Source organism: Citrobacter sp. CtB7.12, assembly GCF_001297795.1.
Lineage (GTDB): Bacteria > Pseudomonadota > Gammaproteobacteria > Enterobacterales > Enterobacteriaceae > Citrobacter_A > Citrobacter_A amalonaticus.
This window is the reverse complement of sequence record NZ_LIFT01000029.1, coordinates 1-13,705: the sequence shown is the minus strand read 5'-3', so window position 1 is coordinate 13,705 and position 13,705 is coordinate 1. Positions and strand designations below refer to the sequence as shown.

The 13,705-nt window shown below is 55.2% G+C and carries 13 protein-coding genes, 1 rRNA gene and 1 riboswitch; of the genes, 9 read left to right on the top strand and 5 right to left on the bottom strand.

The genetic code is table 11. The features are described 5' to 3' along the window. Nucleotides 1–15: 15 nt before the first annotated feature. Nucleotides 16–125: riboswitch (TPP riboswitch) on the bottom strand. Between the two features lie 50 nt (nucleotides 126–175). Further along, a complete protein-coding gene (locus AOY24_RS22040) occupies nucleotides 176–664 on the bottom strand; it encodes an Rsd/AlgQ family anti-sigma factor (protein WP_042998981.1) in 489 nt (162 codons plus the stop codon). 97 nt (nucleotides 665–761) lie between these two features. On the opposite strand from AOY24_RS22040, the gene nudC reads away from it, so the two are divergent. The 6 genes from nudC (at nucleotide 762) to AOY24_RS22010 (ending at nucleotide 5,121) form a co-directional block, all read left to right on the top strand. Continuing rightward, on the top strand, nucleotides 762–1,535 hold the full coding sequence (gene nudC / locus AOY24_RS22035) for an NAD(+) diphosphatase (RefSeq protein ID WP_042998982.1): 774 nt from the start codon (nucleotides 762–764) through the stop codon (nucleotides 1,533–1,535). A gap of 41 nt (nucleotides 1,536–1,576) precedes the next feature. Continuing rightward, a complete protein-coding gene (hemE, locus tag AOY24_RS22030; protein ID WP_042998983.1) occupies nucleotides 1,577–2,641 on the top strand; it encodes a uroporphyrinogen decarboxylase in 1,065 nt (354 codons plus the stop codon). Between the two features lie 9 nt (nucleotides 2,642–2,650). Continuing rightward, the gene (nfi, locus tag AOY24_RS22025; RefSeq protein ID WP_042998984.1) at nucleotides 2,651–3,322 is read left to right on the top strand and encodes a deoxyribonuclease V; all 672 of its coding nucleotides are present in this window, start codon (nucleotides 2,651–2,653) and stop codon (nucleotides 3,320–3,322) included. Nucleotides 3,323–3,363: 41 nt separating this feature from the next. Next, nucleotides 3,364–3,954: a YjaG family protein gene (locus AOY24_RS22020; RefSeq protein WP_054177379.1), complete on the top strand. Its 591-nt coding sequence runs from the start codon at nucleotides 3,364–3,366 to the stop codon at nucleotides 3,952–3,954. Nucleotides 3,955–4,140: 186 nt separating this feature from the next. Continuing rightward, nucleotides 4,141–4,413, top strand: coding sequence for a nucleoid-associated protein HU-alpha (gene hupA / locus AOY24_RS22015; RefSeq protein WP_001044509.1), 273 nt, complete (start codon nucleotides 4,141–4,143; stop codon nucleotides 4,411–4,413). 12 nt (nucleotides 4,414–4,425) lie between these two features. Then, entirely contained in the window at nucleotides 4,426–5,121 is a 696-nt protein-coding gene (locus tag AOY24_RS22010) for a DUF1481 domain-containing protein (RefSeq protein ID WP_043001799.1), read from the top strand. 70 nt (nucleotides 5,122–5,191) lie between these two features. Here AOY24_RS22010 and zraP read toward each other — a convergent pair whose 3' ends face one another. Together zraP and AOY24_RS25120 are read right to left on the bottom strand one after the other, a co-directional pair. After that, entirely contained in the window at nucleotides 5,192–5,626 is a 435-nt protein-coding gene (gene zraP / locus AOY24_RS22005; RefSeq protein WP_043001800.1) for a zinc resistance sensor/chaperone ZraP, read from the bottom strand. Nucleotides 5,627–5,629: 3 nt separating this feature from the next. Then, nucleotides 5,630–5,833 (bottom strand): hypothetical protein, encoded by a 204-nt coding sequence (locus AOY24_RS25120; RefSeq protein ID WP_141227670.1) that lies wholly within the window; start codon nucleotides 5,831–5,833, stop codon nucleotides 5,630–5,632. A gap of 40 nt (nucleotides 5,834–5,873) precedes the next feature. Between AOY24_RS25120 and zraS the strand changes: the two genes are divergently transcribed. Continuing rightward, complete coding sequence (gene zraS / locus AOY24_RS22000; protein ID WP_054177378.1) at nucleotides 5,874–7,280, top strand: two-component system sensor histidine kinase ZraS; 1,407 nt, start codon at nucleotides 5,874–5,876, stop codon at nucleotides 7,278–7,280. Beyond that, nucleotides 7,277–8,602 carry a sigma-54-dependent response regulator transcription factor ZraR gene (zraR, locus tag AOY24_RS21995; RefSeq protein ID WP_054177377.1) on the top strand — a complete coding sequence of 442 codons (1,326 nt, stop codon included), beginning with the start codon at nucleotides 7,277–7,279 and terminating at the stop codon, nucleotides 8,600–8,602. Before zraS ends, zraR begins: the two co-directional genes overlap by 4 nt. Here the strand turns inward: zraR and purD are convergent. After that, the gene (gene purD / locus AOY24_RS21990; protein WP_042998988.1) at nucleotides 8,599–9,888 is read right to left on the bottom strand and encodes a phosphoribosylamine--glycine ligase; all 1,290 of its coding nucleotides are present in this window, start codon (nucleotides 9,886–9,888) and stop codon (nucleotides 8,599–8,601) included. The two genes, zraR and purD, sit on opposite strands and share 4 nt — an antisense overlap. Nucleotides 9,889–9,899: 11 nt before the next feature. Then, a complete protein-coding gene (gene purH / locus AOY24_RS21985; RefSeq protein ID WP_044256817.1) occupies nucleotides 9,900–11,489 on the bottom strand; it encodes a bifunctional phosphoribosylaminoimidazolecarboxamide formyltransferase/IMP cyclohydrolase in 1,590 nt (529 codons plus the stop codon). A gap of 625 nt (nucleotides 11,490–12,114) precedes the next feature. Here purH and AOY24_RS21980 point away from each other — a divergent pair. After that, a 16S ribosomal RNA gene (locus AOY24_RS21980) occupies nucleotides 12,115–13,656 on the top strand. Nucleotides 13,657–13,705 lie beyond the last annotated feature (49 nt).

The following is a 13,705-nucleotide window of genomic DNA, read 5'->3' as shown; positions in this document are numbered from 1 at the left end:
AAGGCTTACGCATAAAGCAGAATTACTCTTGTTCCCTTCGCAGGTTTTAACCTGATCAGGTTCCGCGGATCCCGAATTAACGGTCTCAGCCGGTGTTTTCACACCAGGCACTCCGACAAGATGTAACCTCTGATAAGAGGCAATAGGGGTAAACTACGCGTTCTGTGCGCCGAACTCAAGCAGGACGTTTGATAACCGCATTGTCATGCATGGCGTCAAAGACCAGCATGATCAGCTTATCTTCTAGCGCAAATCGGGCTTCCAGCGCTTCGCCGAGATCGGATAAAACTTGTTGAAACTCCAGGCAGTTATCGTGATCAATCGCCGTTTCCAGACTGGAGTCATAGTAGTCCATGATGCGTTGTGTGTTAGCTTCCAGTAGCGGCCAAATTTTTGTCGCTTTTAAAAGCTGCCCGTTACCTTCCAATTTATGCAGAATACGTTCATAAATACTGAAGTGTCCGGTGGAGAGGTAGTCGACCAGGCTCTGACAAAAATCATCCAGCGCTTTTTCATTCAGTTGCATGTACGATTCTTTGCCAGGCTTAATGCCAACCAGATTGTAGTAAGCCACGAGCAGATGCTTACGTACATGTAGCCAGCGATCAACCAGTTTGTTACTTCCTCTGACGCGCTCTGTCAGGTCTTCCAGCTGGTTTAGCATGATTGACTCCGCAAGTGTAGATTTAAAAACTGCTCACGCAGGAATTGTAAAAATAATGTTATCAACATGCCAGTGAAGCAAAGGTAGTGCAAGAGCTATGGATCGTATAATTGAAAAATTAGATCACGGCTGGTGGATCGTCAGCCATGAGCAAAAATTATGGTTGCCTCATGGCGAATTGCCACACGGTGATGCGGCAACTTTCGATCTTGTCGGGCAGCCAGCGCTGCAAATCGGAGAGTGGGAAGGCGAACCCGTCTGGCTGGTGCAACAGCATCGGCGTCACGAGATGGGATCGGTTCGTCAGGTGATCGATCAGGATGTGGGGCTGTTTCAACTGGCGGGGCGCGGGGTACAGCTGGCTGAGTTTTATCGATCGCATAAATTCTGTGGCTACTGCGGGCACCTGATGCATCCGAGTAAAACCGAGTGGGCGATGCTCTGTACCCACTGCCGTGAACGTTACTATCCGCAAATCGCCCCCTGCATTATCGTCGCCATTCGCCGTGAGGATTCGATCCTGCTTGCCCAACACGTTCGCCATCGTAACGGCGTACATACCGTACTTGCCGGATTTGTTGAGGTGGGCGAAACCCTGGAACAGGCGGTGGCGCGTGAGGTGATGGAAGAGAGCGGCATTAAAATTAAAAACCTGCGCTATATCACCTCGCAGCCGTGGCCTTTCCCGATGTCGCTGATGACTGCGTTTATGGCGGAGTATGACAGTGGCGAGATTGTCATCGACCCGAAAGAGCTGCTGGAGGCTAACTGGTATCGCTACGATGATTTACCGCTCCTGCCGCCGCCTGGCACCGTCGCACGGCGTCTGATCGAAGATACCGTGGCAATGTGTCGGGCTGAGTATGAATGACATGATACACTGACGGCCTGACGCAATAAGGAACTGCAAAAATGACCGAACTGAAGAACGATCGTTATCTGCGTGCGCTGCTGCGCCAGCCCGTTGATGTCACCCCGGTATGGATGATGCGCCAGGCGGGCCGCTATTTACCGGAATATAAAGCCACCCGCGCAGAGGCGGGCGATTTTATGTCGCTGTGCAAAAATGCCGAGCTGGCCTGCGAAGTGACGCTCCAGCCGCTGCGCCGTTATCCGCTTGATGCGGCGATCCTCTTCTCGGATATCCTGACCATTCCGGATGCGATGGGGCTGGGGCTCTGGTTTGAAGCCGGCGAAGGTCCGCGTTTTACTGCACCGGTCGCCTGCAAAGCCGATGTCGACAAGCTGCCGGTTCCCGATCCGGAAGATGAACTGGGCTACGTGATGAACGCGGTACGCACGATTCGTCGCGAGCTAAAAGGCGATGTGCCACTGATTGGCTTCTCCGGCAGTCCGTGGACGCTGGCGACCTACATGGTGGAAGGCGGAAGCAGCAAAGCCTTTACCGTGATTAAAAAGATGATGTATGCCGACCCGAAAACGCTGCATGCGCTACTTGATAAGCTGGCGAAGAGCGTCACGCTGTATCTGAATGCTCAAATCAAGGCGGGCGCGCAGTCGGTGATGATTTTCGACACCTGGGGTGGCGTGCTGACCGGACGCGATTATCAGCAGTTCTCGCTGTATTACATGCACAAAATCGTTGATGGCCTGCTGCGTGAAAACGACGGTCGCCGCGTGCCGGTGACGCTGTTTACTAAAGGTGGCGGACAGTGGCTGGAAGCGATGGCGGAAACCGGCTGCGATGCGCTCGGACTCGACTGGACCACCGATATTGCCGATGCACGTCGTCGCGTGGGACACAAGGTTGCTTTACAGGGCAACATGGATCCTTCCATGCTCTATGCGCCTACGGCGCGGATCGAAGAAGAAGTGGCGTCTATACTTTCTGGTTTCGGCCAGGGGGAAGGCCACGTCTTTAACCTCGGTCACGGCATCCACCAGGACGTGCCGCCAGAACATGCTGGCGCCTTTGTGGAGGCGGTGCACCGGCTGTCCGCGCAATACCACCGCTAAGGAGACCATATGGACCTCGCGTCGCTACGCGCTCAACAACTTGAACTGGCCTCATCTGTAATCCGCGTGGATCAACTTGATAACGATCCGCCGGATCTGATCGGCGGGGCAGACGTGGGGTTTGAACAGGGCGGAGAGGTGACGCGGGCGGCGATGGTTTTGCTGAAATATCCCTCGCTGGAACTGGTGGAATACAAAGTGGCGCGCATCGCCACCACCATGCCTTATATCCCCGGCTTTCTCTCCTTCCGTGAATATCCCGCGTTGCTGGCAGCGTGGGAGCAACTCTCGCAAAAACCCGATTTGCTCTTTGTGGATGGTCACGGTATTTCCCATCCGCGCCGTCTCGGCGTGGCCAGCCATTTCGGACTGTTGGTGGATGTGCCGACCATTGGTGTGGCGAAAAAACGATTGTGCGGCAAGTTCGAACCACTCTCTGCTGAACCTGGCGCACTGGCGCCGCTGATGGACAAAGGTGAGCAACTGGCATGGGTCTGGCGCAGCAAAGCGCGCTGTAATCCGCTGTTTATCGCTACGGGCCATCGTGTCGGGTTGGACAGCGCCCTGGCGTGGGTGCAGCGCTGTATGAAAGGCTACCGCCTGCCGGAGCCAACCCGCTGGGCGGATGCGGTGGCATCGGAACGTCCAGCATTTATGCGATGGCAGGAAATTCAGCCCTGATTGCGGTACACTGCCGCTAATTTCTGATTCGAGAATTCATCATGTTACAAAACCCGATTCATCTGCGTCTGGAACGTCTGGAAAGCTGGCAGCACGTCACGTTTATGGCCTGCCTGTGTGAGCGCATGTACCCGAACTATGCCATGTTCTGCCAACAGACCGGGTTTAGCGACGGACAGGTGTACCGCCGTATTCTGGACCTGATCTGGGAAACGCTGACGGTCAAAGACGCGAAAGTGAATTTCGACAGCCAACTGGAGAAGTTTGAAGAAGCGATCCCGGCGGCAGACGATTATGACTTGTATGGGGTTTATCCGGCCATTGATGCCTGCGTGGCGTTAAGCGAGCTGGTTCATTCCCGTTTGAGCGGTGAGACGCTGGAACACGCCATTGAAGTCAGCAAGACGTCCATCACTACGGTTGCGATGCTGGAAATGACCCAGGCAGGTCGAGAAATGAGCGATGAAGAGCTCAAAGATAACCCGGCGGTGGAGCAAGAGTGGGATATTCAGTGGGAAATATTCCGACTTTTAGCTGACTGTGAAGAACGCGACATTGAGCTGATAAAAGGGCTTAGAGCAGACCTGCGTGAGGCTGGCGAGAGCAATATCGGTATAAATTTGCAGCAGTAAGACACGAAAACGTGATTTAACTTCTGAATTGTCGTACCTGAAGGCTTCCCTTCCGCCCCCCGTCTGGTCTACATTTGGAGGGCGAAAAAAAGTGGCTATCGGTGCGTGTATGCAGGAGAGTGCTTTTCTGGCATTTCCGTCGCACTCGATGCTTAGCAAGCGATAAACACATTGTAAGGATAACTTATGAACAAGACTCAACTGATTGATGTAATTGCAGACAAAGCAGAACTGTCCAAAACCCAGGCTAAAGCTGCTCTGGAATCCACTCTGGCTGCTATTACTGAGTCTCTGAAAGAAGGCGATGCTGTACAACTGGTTGGTTTCGGTACCTTCAAAGTGAACCACCGTGCTGAGCGCACTGGCCGCAACCCGCAGACCGGTAAAGAAATCAAAATCGCCGCAGCTAACGTACCGGCGTTTGTTTCTGGTAAAGCACTGAAAGACGCAGTTAAGTAAGACCGCGTGGCTGTGAACAGTTTTAATGAAGGGGCGGCTTCGCCCCTTTCGTCTGTCTGGCGTCGCACGTTGACGTTAGCAGGCGTGCTGTTGCTAACGGCCTGTAGCCATAACGCCTCTCTTCCGCCGTTTACCGCCAGTGGGTTTGCTGACAACCAGGGTGCGGTGCGTATCTGGCGTAAAGACGCATCAGACGGCGTCCATATGCTTTCGGTGTTCAGTCCGTGGCGTAATGGCAGTACCACAACCAGCGAGTACCGCTGGCAGGGTGATTCCCTTTCACTGATAGAACTCAATATTTATGGCGAACCGCCGGAGCATATCCGCGTGCGTTTTGACGATCGCGGCGAACTGAGCTTTATGCAGCGCGAAGTCGATGGTCATAAACAGCAGTTGTCGAACGACCAAATCGAATTGTACCGTTACCGTGCCGAGCAGATCCGCCAGACCAGCGATGCATTGCGACAGGGGCGGGTGGTCTTGCGTCAGGGACGCTGGCATGCCGCTGAACGTACGGTTACCACCTGCGAAGGCGAGACGATTAAACCGGATTTAGATGCCTGGGCGATGAGTCACATTGAGCGCCGCCAGAGCCATTCATCTGTTGACGTCAGCGTGGCATGGCTGGAGGCGCCCGAAGGGTCACAGCTTCTGCTGGTGGCGAATTCCGACTTCTGCCACTGGCAGCCAAAAGAAAAAACGTTTTGATGGGTGCCGGATGGCGGCCTACATCAGACATTCTGTAGGCCTGATAAGCGTCGCGCCATCAGGCAAAACATTACCAGTGTCCCATTCCCATGTGGCCGTCACGACCACCGCATCCGCCGTAACCCATCCCCATACCGCCAGGGACACCGGCCTGAGCCATGGCAACATCCCGTTTCACCCGTTGTTCATCCAGTGACTGTCTTAAGGATTCCATCTCTTTCGCCACCGCATTGATTTTGGCGGTATCCGGCGGATTCGTCGCTAACAGCGCGTTGTATTCATAGCGTTTGGACATCAGTTGTTGGCGTAGGGCGTTAGTCTGGTTGTAAAAGTCATTATGGATTTTTTGCGCGGCAGCCTGCTGCTCTGCGCTCAGTCCACTGCCATTTTGTTGCCACATGCCGCCGCCGTTCCCCCAGTGATGCCGCGCCAGGGCGGGGCTGGAACCCAGCACCATCAAAGAGAGGGCGATCAGCGCCAGGCCTGCTTTCGTGTTCCGTTTCATCATTTATCCTCCTGTGGGTGGTCTTATCTTCTGTATTGCATCTTCCGTGCCAGACTGATTCTTCCCGCCCGGCGCGGGTTCTGGCGATGCACAGGCCAGCAAAGCGAGTAAAAATGACTCGCCGGAAGGACGCAGTGGGTCATTTTTACCCGGCGTTGTCGGCAGTTTGTGTGGCAAGACCGGGATACGAGCCGCGAAAAGTGGCATGATTTCTGCTGAAAAGAAGGGATTGAGTCACTCAGAGCTGATGAGAATGATGCGAGAACATAAGGATACGGTAGCCCGATGGTTGAGCGGGGTGCTACCCGCCATCATCCTGATTCTGGTTGGGCTATTTGCCGTGATGGTGATCCGCGATTACGGGCGTGAAAGTGACGCAGCGCGGCAGACGCTGCTGGAAAAAGGCAGTGTGCTAATCCGTGCACTGGAGTCGGGGACGCGCGTCGGGATGGGCATGCGGATGCATCATGCTCAGCAGCAAACGCTGCTCGAAGAGATGGCGGGGCAGCCAGGCGTGCTGTGGTTTGCCGTGACCGATGCGCAGGGCAACGTTGTCATGCACAGCGATCCTGCCCTGGTCGGGAAAACGCTCTACTCGCCAGCAGAGATGCACACATTACACCCAGGAGAAGAGGCGCGCTGGCGTGCGCTTGACGCGACGGATGCGCAGGGGGAGACCGTTCCGGCGCTGGAGATCTATCGTCAGTTCCAGCCGCTGTTTTTCCCTGGACGACACGGGATGCGCGGGATGTCGCGTGGTAATGGCGCAATGCCGGGTTCTGCTCATCAGTTCATTTTTATCGCCTTTGATGCCAGTGAGTTGGCCGTGACGCAGGCGCGTGAGTGGCGTAATACGCTGATTATGCTTTTCGCGCTGACCACCGTGCTGCTGGCGACCCTCCTGACGTTTTTCTGGTACCGGCGATACCTGCGTTCTCGCCAGCTGTTGCAGGATGAGATGAACCGTAAAGAGAAGCTGGTGGCGATCGGGCATCTGGCCGCAGGCGTCGCGCATGAGATTCGAAATCCGCTCTCTTCCATCAAAGGACTGGCAAAGTACTTTGCTGAACGCGCGCCAGCGGGCGGTGAAGCGCATGAACTGGCGCAGGTGATGGCGAAAGAGGCCGATCGTTTAAACCGGGTGGTCAGTGAACTGCTGGAACTGGTGAAGCCCGCGCACTTGTCCTTGCAGTCGGTGGATCTCAATGCGGTAATTGACCACTCTCTGCAACTGGTCAGCCAGGACGCGCAGAGTCGGGCGATTGAGCTGCAATTTGTGTCTGACCCTGCGCTGCCGCCCGTTCAGGCTGACCCGGACCGGCTGACGCAGGTGTTGCTGAATCTTTATCTGAACGCGATTCATGCCATCGATCGGCAGGGGACCATCCGCGTTGAGGCAAGCACAAGCGGAGCCGATCGCGTTAAAATCACCGTTGCAGACAGCGGGAAAGGGATTGCGGCGGAACAGCTGGCCGCCATTTTCACCCCTTATTTCACGACGAAAGCGGACGGTACGGGACTGGGGCTGGCGGTGGTACAGAACATCATTGAACAGCATGGCGGGACGATCCAGGCGGATAGCCTGCCAGGTAAAGGCGCAACGTTCACCCTCTGGCTCCCGGTGACGTTAACACGTAAGGATTCACAAGGATGATTCGCGCAAAGATCGATATTCTGGTGGTGGATGACGACGTCAGCCACTGCACTATTTTACAGGCATTACTGCGAGGATGGGGCTATGACGTCGCGCTGGCCTACAGCGGGCGAGCCGCACTCGAGCAGGTGCGTGAACACGTCTTTGACCTCGTGTTGTGCGATGTACGCATGGCGGAGCTGGACGGCATCGAAACGCTGAAAGAGATCAAGACGCTGAACCCGGCAATTCCGGTGCTGATCATGACGGCGTTTTCCAGCGTGGAGACGGCGGTAGAGGCGCTAAAAACCGGCGCGCAGGATTACTTAATCAAACCGTTGGATTTTGATAATCTGCAAACGACGCTGGAAAACGCGCTGGCGCATACGCGAGCATCCGCCAGCGAGCTGCCGTCAGTTTCCGCCTCGCAGTTTGGGATGGTCGGCGAAAGCCCGGCGATGCGACAACTGCTGAGTGAAATTGCGATGGTTGCGCCTTCCGATGCAACGGTATTGATTCATGGAGATTCTGGCACCGGGAAAGAGCTGGTGGCGCGCGCGCTGCATGCCTGCAGTGAGCGGAGCGACAAACCGCTGGTAACGTTGAACTGCGCGGCGCTCAACGAGTCGCTACTGGAATCTGAGCTGTTCGGTCATGAAAAAGGCGCATTTACCGGTGCCGACAAGCGCCGGGAAGGGCGTTTTGTCGAAGCCGATGGCGGCACGCTGTTTCTTGATGAGATTGGTGATATCTCGCCGATGATGCAGGTGCGGTTGCTGCGGGCGATTCAGGAACGCGAAGTTCAGCGTGTGGGCAGCAACCAGACTATCTCGGTCGATGTCCGCCTGATCGCCGCGACTCATCGCGATCTGGCGCAAGAGGTGCAGGCCGGACGTTTTCGTCAGGATCTCTACTATCGCCTGAACGTGGTGACCATTGAAACGCCGTCGCTGCGTCAGCGGCGGGAAGATATCCCCCTGTTGGCTGACCACTTTCGCCAGCAGTTTGCTGAACGTAACCGTAAGGCGGTGAAAGGGTTTACCCCACGGGCGATGGATCTGCTGATTCACTACGACTGGCCGGGGAATATCCGTGAGCTGGAAAATGCGATTGAGCGTTCAGTGGTCCTGCTGACCGGAGAGTATATTTCTGAGCGCGAGCTGCCGCTGGCGATCGCGAGTCAGCCCCTGCCGCTCATGACGGAGCAGGCCATTCAGCCGCTGGTGGAAGTCGAAAAAGAGGTGATTCTGGCGGCGCTGGAAAAAACGGGCGGCAACAAAACGGAAGCCGCCCGTCAGCTAGGGATTACGCGAAAGACGCTGCTGGCGAAACTGTCGCGTTAGTTCTGTTCACGCTCAATGGCGCGCCAGCCGATGTCTTTACGGCAGAAACAGTCGTCCCAGTGGATATCGGTCATTAAGGCATAGGCGCGTTTCTGCGCCTCTGCCACCGTATCCCCCAGCGCAGTGACGCACAGCACGCGACCACCGCTGGTGACAACCTGCTCGTTATCGTCCAGTCGGGTGCCGGCGTGGAACACTTTGCCATCTGCCACTTCTTCCAACGACAAACCGTGGATCACGTCGCCGGTGCGATAATCGCCAGGATAACCGCCCGCTGCCATCACCACGCCAAGCGAGGCGCGATCATCCCACTCTGATTTTTGCTCATCCAGTTTGCCTTCGCAGGCAGCAAGGCAAAGCTCAACCAGATCGGATTTCATACGCAGCATGATGGGCTGGGTTTCCGGATCGCCAAAGCGGCAGTTAAATTCGATCACCTTCGGATTGCCCTGTTTGTCGATCATCAGACCGGCATACAGGAAACCGGTATAGGTGTTACCTTCTGCCGCCATGCCTTTGACGGTTGGCCAGATGATGCGTTCCATCGTGCGCTGATGGACGTCATCCGTCACCACTGGCGCCGGAGAATAGGCACCCATCCCGCCGGTGTTCAGGCCGGTATCACCATCGCCTACGCGCTTATGATCCTGACTGGTCGCCATCGGCAAGACGTGCTCGCCGTCGACCATCACAATAAAGCTGGCTTCTTCGCCATCGAGGAACTCTTCAATCACGATGCGATGACCCGCGTCGCCAAACGCGTTGCCAGCCAGCATATCATGTACGGCGGCTTCGGCTTCTTCCAGCGTCATTGCGACAATCACACCCTTACCGGCAGCCAGACCGTCAGCCTTAATGACGATCGGCGCGCCTTTCTCACGCAGATAAGCGAGAGCTGGTTCGATCTCCGTAAAGTTCTGATATTCGGCCGTCGGGATCTGGTGACGTGCAAGGAAATCTTTGGTGAACGCTTTTGAACCTTCCAGTTGTGCTGCGCCAGCGGTTGGACCGAAGATTTTCAGGCCCGCCGCACGGAAGGTATCGACCACGCCTTTCACCAGCGGCGCTTCCGGGCCGACGATCGTCAGGTCGATCTTTTCACTCTGGGCAAAGTTCAGCAGTGCCGGAATATCGGTTGCGCCGATCGCGACGTTTTGCAGCGTCGGTTCCAGCGCAGTGCCGGCGTTACCCGGTGCAACAAATACGGTTGCCACTGTTGGTGACTGAGCGGCTTTCCACGCCAGAGCGTGCTCGCGCCCGCCGTTTCCGATAACTAATACTTTCATGTCTCGCTCCATTAATGGCGGAAGTGGCGCATGTCGGTGAAGATCATCGCAATGCCGTGTTCGTCAGCAGCGGCAATGACTTCATCATCACGGATGGAACCGCCTGGCTGGATCACGCAGCTCACGCCAACAGCGGCAGCAGCATCAATACCATCGCGGAACGGGAAGAAGGCGTCGGACGCCATCGCGGAACCTTTCACTTCCAGACCTTCATCCGCGGCTTTGATCCCGGCAATTTTAGCGGAGTAGACGCGGCTCATCTGGCCTGCGCCAATACCGATAGTCATGTTCTCTTTGGCGTAAACAATGGCGTTGGATTTAACGAACTTCGCGACTTTCCAGCAGAACAGCGCGTCGCGCAGTTCCTGTTCGGTCGGCTGGCGCTTCGTCACCACGCGCAGCTCACCGGCAGTGACCATACCCAGATCGCGATCCTGTACCAGCAGACCGCCGTTAACACGTTTGAAATCCAGGCCCGGCACGCGCTCAGCCCACTGACCACAGGTCAGAACGCGCACGTTTTGCTTGGCAGCGGTGATTTTCAGCGCCTCATCGGTCGCAGATGGAGCGATGATCACTTCGACAAACTGACGGGAGATGATGGCCTGCGCCGTTTCAGCATCCAGTTCGCGGTTAAAGGCGATGATGCCGCCGAAGGCAGATGTTGGGTCGGTTTTGTAGGCGCGATCGTAGGCATCCAGAATAGAGGTGCTTACGGCAACGCCGCATGGGTTCGCGTGCTTGACGATAACGCAGGCTGGCTCGCTGAACTCTTTCACGCATTCCAGCGCGGCGTCGGTATCGGCGATGTTGTTATAGGAGAGCGCTTTGCCCTGAACCTGCTGAGCGGTTGCAACGGAGGCTTCTTGTACGTTCTCTTCTATATAGAAGGCAGCCTGCTGGTGGCTGTTTTCACCGTAGCGCATATCCTGCTTCTTAATGAAGTTCAGATTCAGCGTCCGCGGGAAGCGACCCGCGGCGTCTTTGCTTTCGCCGTGATAGGCCGGAACCATGCTGCCAAAATAGTTGGCAATCATACTGTCGTAAGCGGCGGTGTGTTCGAAGGCTTTAATCGCGAGGTCGAAACGGGTATCGAGGGTCAAAGAGCCGTCGTTGGCATCCATCTCTTTAATAATGGCGTCGTAGTCGCTGCTCTTTACAACGATTGCGACATCTTTATGGTTTTTTGCAGCAGAGCGCACCATTGTCGGCCCGCCGATGTCGATGTTCTCTACAGCATCTTCCAGTGAGCAGCCTTCGCGGGCAACGGTCTGGGCGAACGGATAAAGGTTAACAACCACCATGTCGATGGGGGCGATGCCGTGCTGTTCCATAATCCCGTCATCCTGACCGCGACGACCGAGAATGCCGCCGTGTACTTTAGGATGCAGGGTTTTGACGCGTCCATCCATCATTTCCGGGAAACCGGTGTAATCGGAAACTTCGGTCACCGGCAGACCTTTCTCTGCTAACAGACGGGCAGTGCCCCCTGTCGACAGCAGATCCACACCACGTGCGGAAAGTGCCTGGGCGAATTCGACGATACCAGCTTTGTCAGAAACACTGAGCAGAGCGCGGCGGACTGGACGACGTTGTTGCATGGTAAATCCCCTGGATTTGACGATAACAGAGAGCGTTAGCTGAATTTTTCGTGAAAAACTTAGCTAACGCCCCTTACGGGGCATCCTTGTTTTGCGGGGGCATTGTAACGAAAACGTTTGCGCAACGCTCGCGAATTTTTCTTTTTCGATTCTGGTTCTGATTTTCTCTCTATATAGATCGTTAACGGCAGGGAAGATCCGCTCAAAGATCCCGACGATTGTGGATAAGTCTGTGTGTAAAAGGGTATAAGGCGGGGTTTTGCTGGGGAATGCAGCAGTCAGTCATTTTTCTGCAACTTTTCTATTGCGGATGCTCGGGAACTCCCTATAATGCGCCTCCATCGACACGGCGGATGTGAATCACTTCACACAAACAGCCGGTTCGGTTGAAGAGAAAAATCCTGAAAATCAGGGTTGACTCTGAAAGAGGAAAGCGTAATATACGCCACCTCGCGACAGAGCGCTAAAGCGCGTCGCAACTGCTCTTTAACAATTTATCAGACAATCTGTGTGGGCACTCAGAGTGACATGGATTCTTAACGTCGCAAGACGAAAAATGAATACCAAGTCTCGAAGAGTGAACACGTAATTCATTACGACGTTTAATTCTAAGAGCATCAAACTTAAATTGAAGAGTTTGATCATGGCTCAGATTGAACGCTGGCGGCAGGCCTAACACATGCAAGTCGAACGGTAACAGGAAGCAGCTTGCTGCTTTGCTGACGAGTGGCGGACGGGTGAGTAATGTCTGGGAAACTGCCCGATGGAGGGGGATAACTACTGGAAACGGTAGCTAATACCGCATAATGTCGCAAGACCAAAGAGGGGGACCTTCGGGCCTCTTGCCATCGGATGTGCCCAGATGGGATTAGCTTGTTGGTGAGGTAACGGCTCACCAAGGCGACGATCCCTAGCTGGTCTGAGAGGATGACCAGCCACACTGGAACTGAGACACGGTCCAGACTCCTACGGGAGGCAGCAGTGGGGAATATTGCACAATGGGCGCAAGCCTGATGCAGCCATGCCGCGTGTATGAAGAAGGCCTTCGGGTTGTAAAGTACTTTCAGCGGGGAGGAAGGGGTTAAGGTTAATAACCTTAGCCATTGACGTTACCCGCAGAAGAAGCACCGGCTAACTCCGTGCCAGCAGCCGCGGTAATACGGAGGGTGCAAGCGTTAATCGGAATTACTGGGCGTAAAGCGCACGCAGGCGGTCTGTCAAGTCGGATGTGAAATCCCCGGGCTCAACCTGGGAACTGCATTCGAAACTGGCAGGCTTGAGTCTCGTAGAGGGGGGTAGAATTCCAGGTGTAGCGGTGAAATGCGTAGAGATCTGGAGGAATACCGGTGGCGAAGGCGGCCCCCTGGACGAAGACTGACGCTCAGGTGCGAAAGCGTGGGGAGCAAACAGGATTAGATACCCTGGTAGTCCACGCCGTAAACGATGTCTATTTGGAGGTTGTGCCCTTGAGGCGTGGCTTCCGGAGCTAACGCGTTAAATAGACCGCCTGGGGAGTACGGCCGCAAGGTTAAAACTCAAATGAATTGACGGGGGCCCGCACAAGCGGTGGAGCATGTGGTTTAATTCGATGCAACGCGAAGAACCTTACCTGGTCTTGACATCCACAGAACTTGGCAGAGATGCCTTGGTGCCTTCGGGAACTGTGAGACAGGTGCTGCATGGCTGTCGTCAGCTCGTGTTGTGAAATGTTGGGTTAAGTCCCGCAACGAGCGCAACCCTTATCCTTTGTTGCCAGCGGTCCGGCCGGGAACTCAAAGGAGACTGCCAGTGATAAACTGGAGGAAGGTGGGGATGACGTCAAGTCATCATGGCCCTTACGACCAGGGCTACACACGTGCTACAATGGCATATACAAAGAGAAGCGACCTCGCGAGAGCAAGCGGACCTCATAAAGTATGTCGTAGTCCGGATTGGAGTCTGCAACTCGACTCCATGAAGTCGGAATCGCTAGTAATCGTGGATCAGAATGCCACGGTGAATACGTTCCCGGGCCTTGTACACACCGCCCGTCACACCATGGGAGTGGGTTGCAAAAGAAGTAGGTAGCTTAACCTTCGGGAGGGCGCTTACCACTTTGTGATTCATGACTGGGGTGAAGTCGTAACAAGGTAACCGTAGGGGAACCTGCGGTTGGATCACCTCCTTACCTTAAAGAACCTGCCTTTGTAGTGCCCACACAGATTGTCTGATGAAAA

What these genes read in the sequence shown, in the direction of transcription:
- AOY24_RS22040 (WP_042998981.1), bottom strand. Translation starts at nt 664, where the DNA reads ATGCTAAACCAGCTGGAAGACCTGACAGAGCGCGTCAGAGGAAGTAAC.
- nudC (WP_042998982.1), top strand. Translation starts at nt 762, where the DNA reads ATGGATCGTATAATTGAAAAATTAGATCACGGCTGGTGGATCGTCAGC.
- hemE (WP_042998983.1), top strand. Translation starts at nt 1,577, where the DNA reads ATGACCGAACTGAAGAACGATCGTTATCTGCGTGCGCTGCTGCGCCAG.
- nfi (WP_042998984.1), top strand. Translation starts at nt 2,651, where the DNA reads ATGGACCTCGCGTCGCTACGCGCTCAACAACTTGAACTGGCCTCATCT.
- AOY24_RS22020 (WP_054177379.1), top strand. Translation starts at nt 3,364, where the DNA reads ATGTTACAAAACCCGATTCATCTGCGTCTGGAACGTCTGGAAAGCTGG.
- hupA (WP_001044509.1), top strand. Translation starts at nt 4,141, where the DNA reads ATGAACAAGACTCAACTGATTGATGTAATTGCAGACAAAGCAGAACTG.
- zraP (WP_043001800.1), bottom strand. Translation starts at nt 5,626, where the DNA reads ATGAAACGGAACACGAAAGCAGGCCTGGCGCTGATCGCCCTCTCTTTG.
- AOY24_RS25120 (WP_141227670.1), bottom strand. Translation starts at nt 5,833, where the DNA reads ATGCCACTTTTCGCGGCTCGTATCCCGGTCTTGCCACACAAACTGCCG.
- zraS (WP_054177378.1), top strand. Translation starts at nt 5,874, where the DNA reads ATGAGAATGATGCGAGAACATAAGGATACGGTAGCCCGATGGTTGAGC.
- zraR (WP_054177377.1), top strand. Translation starts at nt 7,277, where the DNA reads ATGATTCGCGCAAAGATCGATATTCTGGTGGTGGATGACGACGTCAGC.
- purD (WP_042998988.1), bottom strand. Translation starts at nt 9,888, where the DNA reads ATGAAAGTATTAGTTATCGGAAACGGCGGGCGCGAGCACGCTCTGGCG.
- purH (WP_044256817.1), bottom strand. Translation starts at nt 11,489, where the DNA reads ATGCAACAACGTCGTCCAGTCCGCCGCGCTCTGCTCAGTGTTTCTGAC.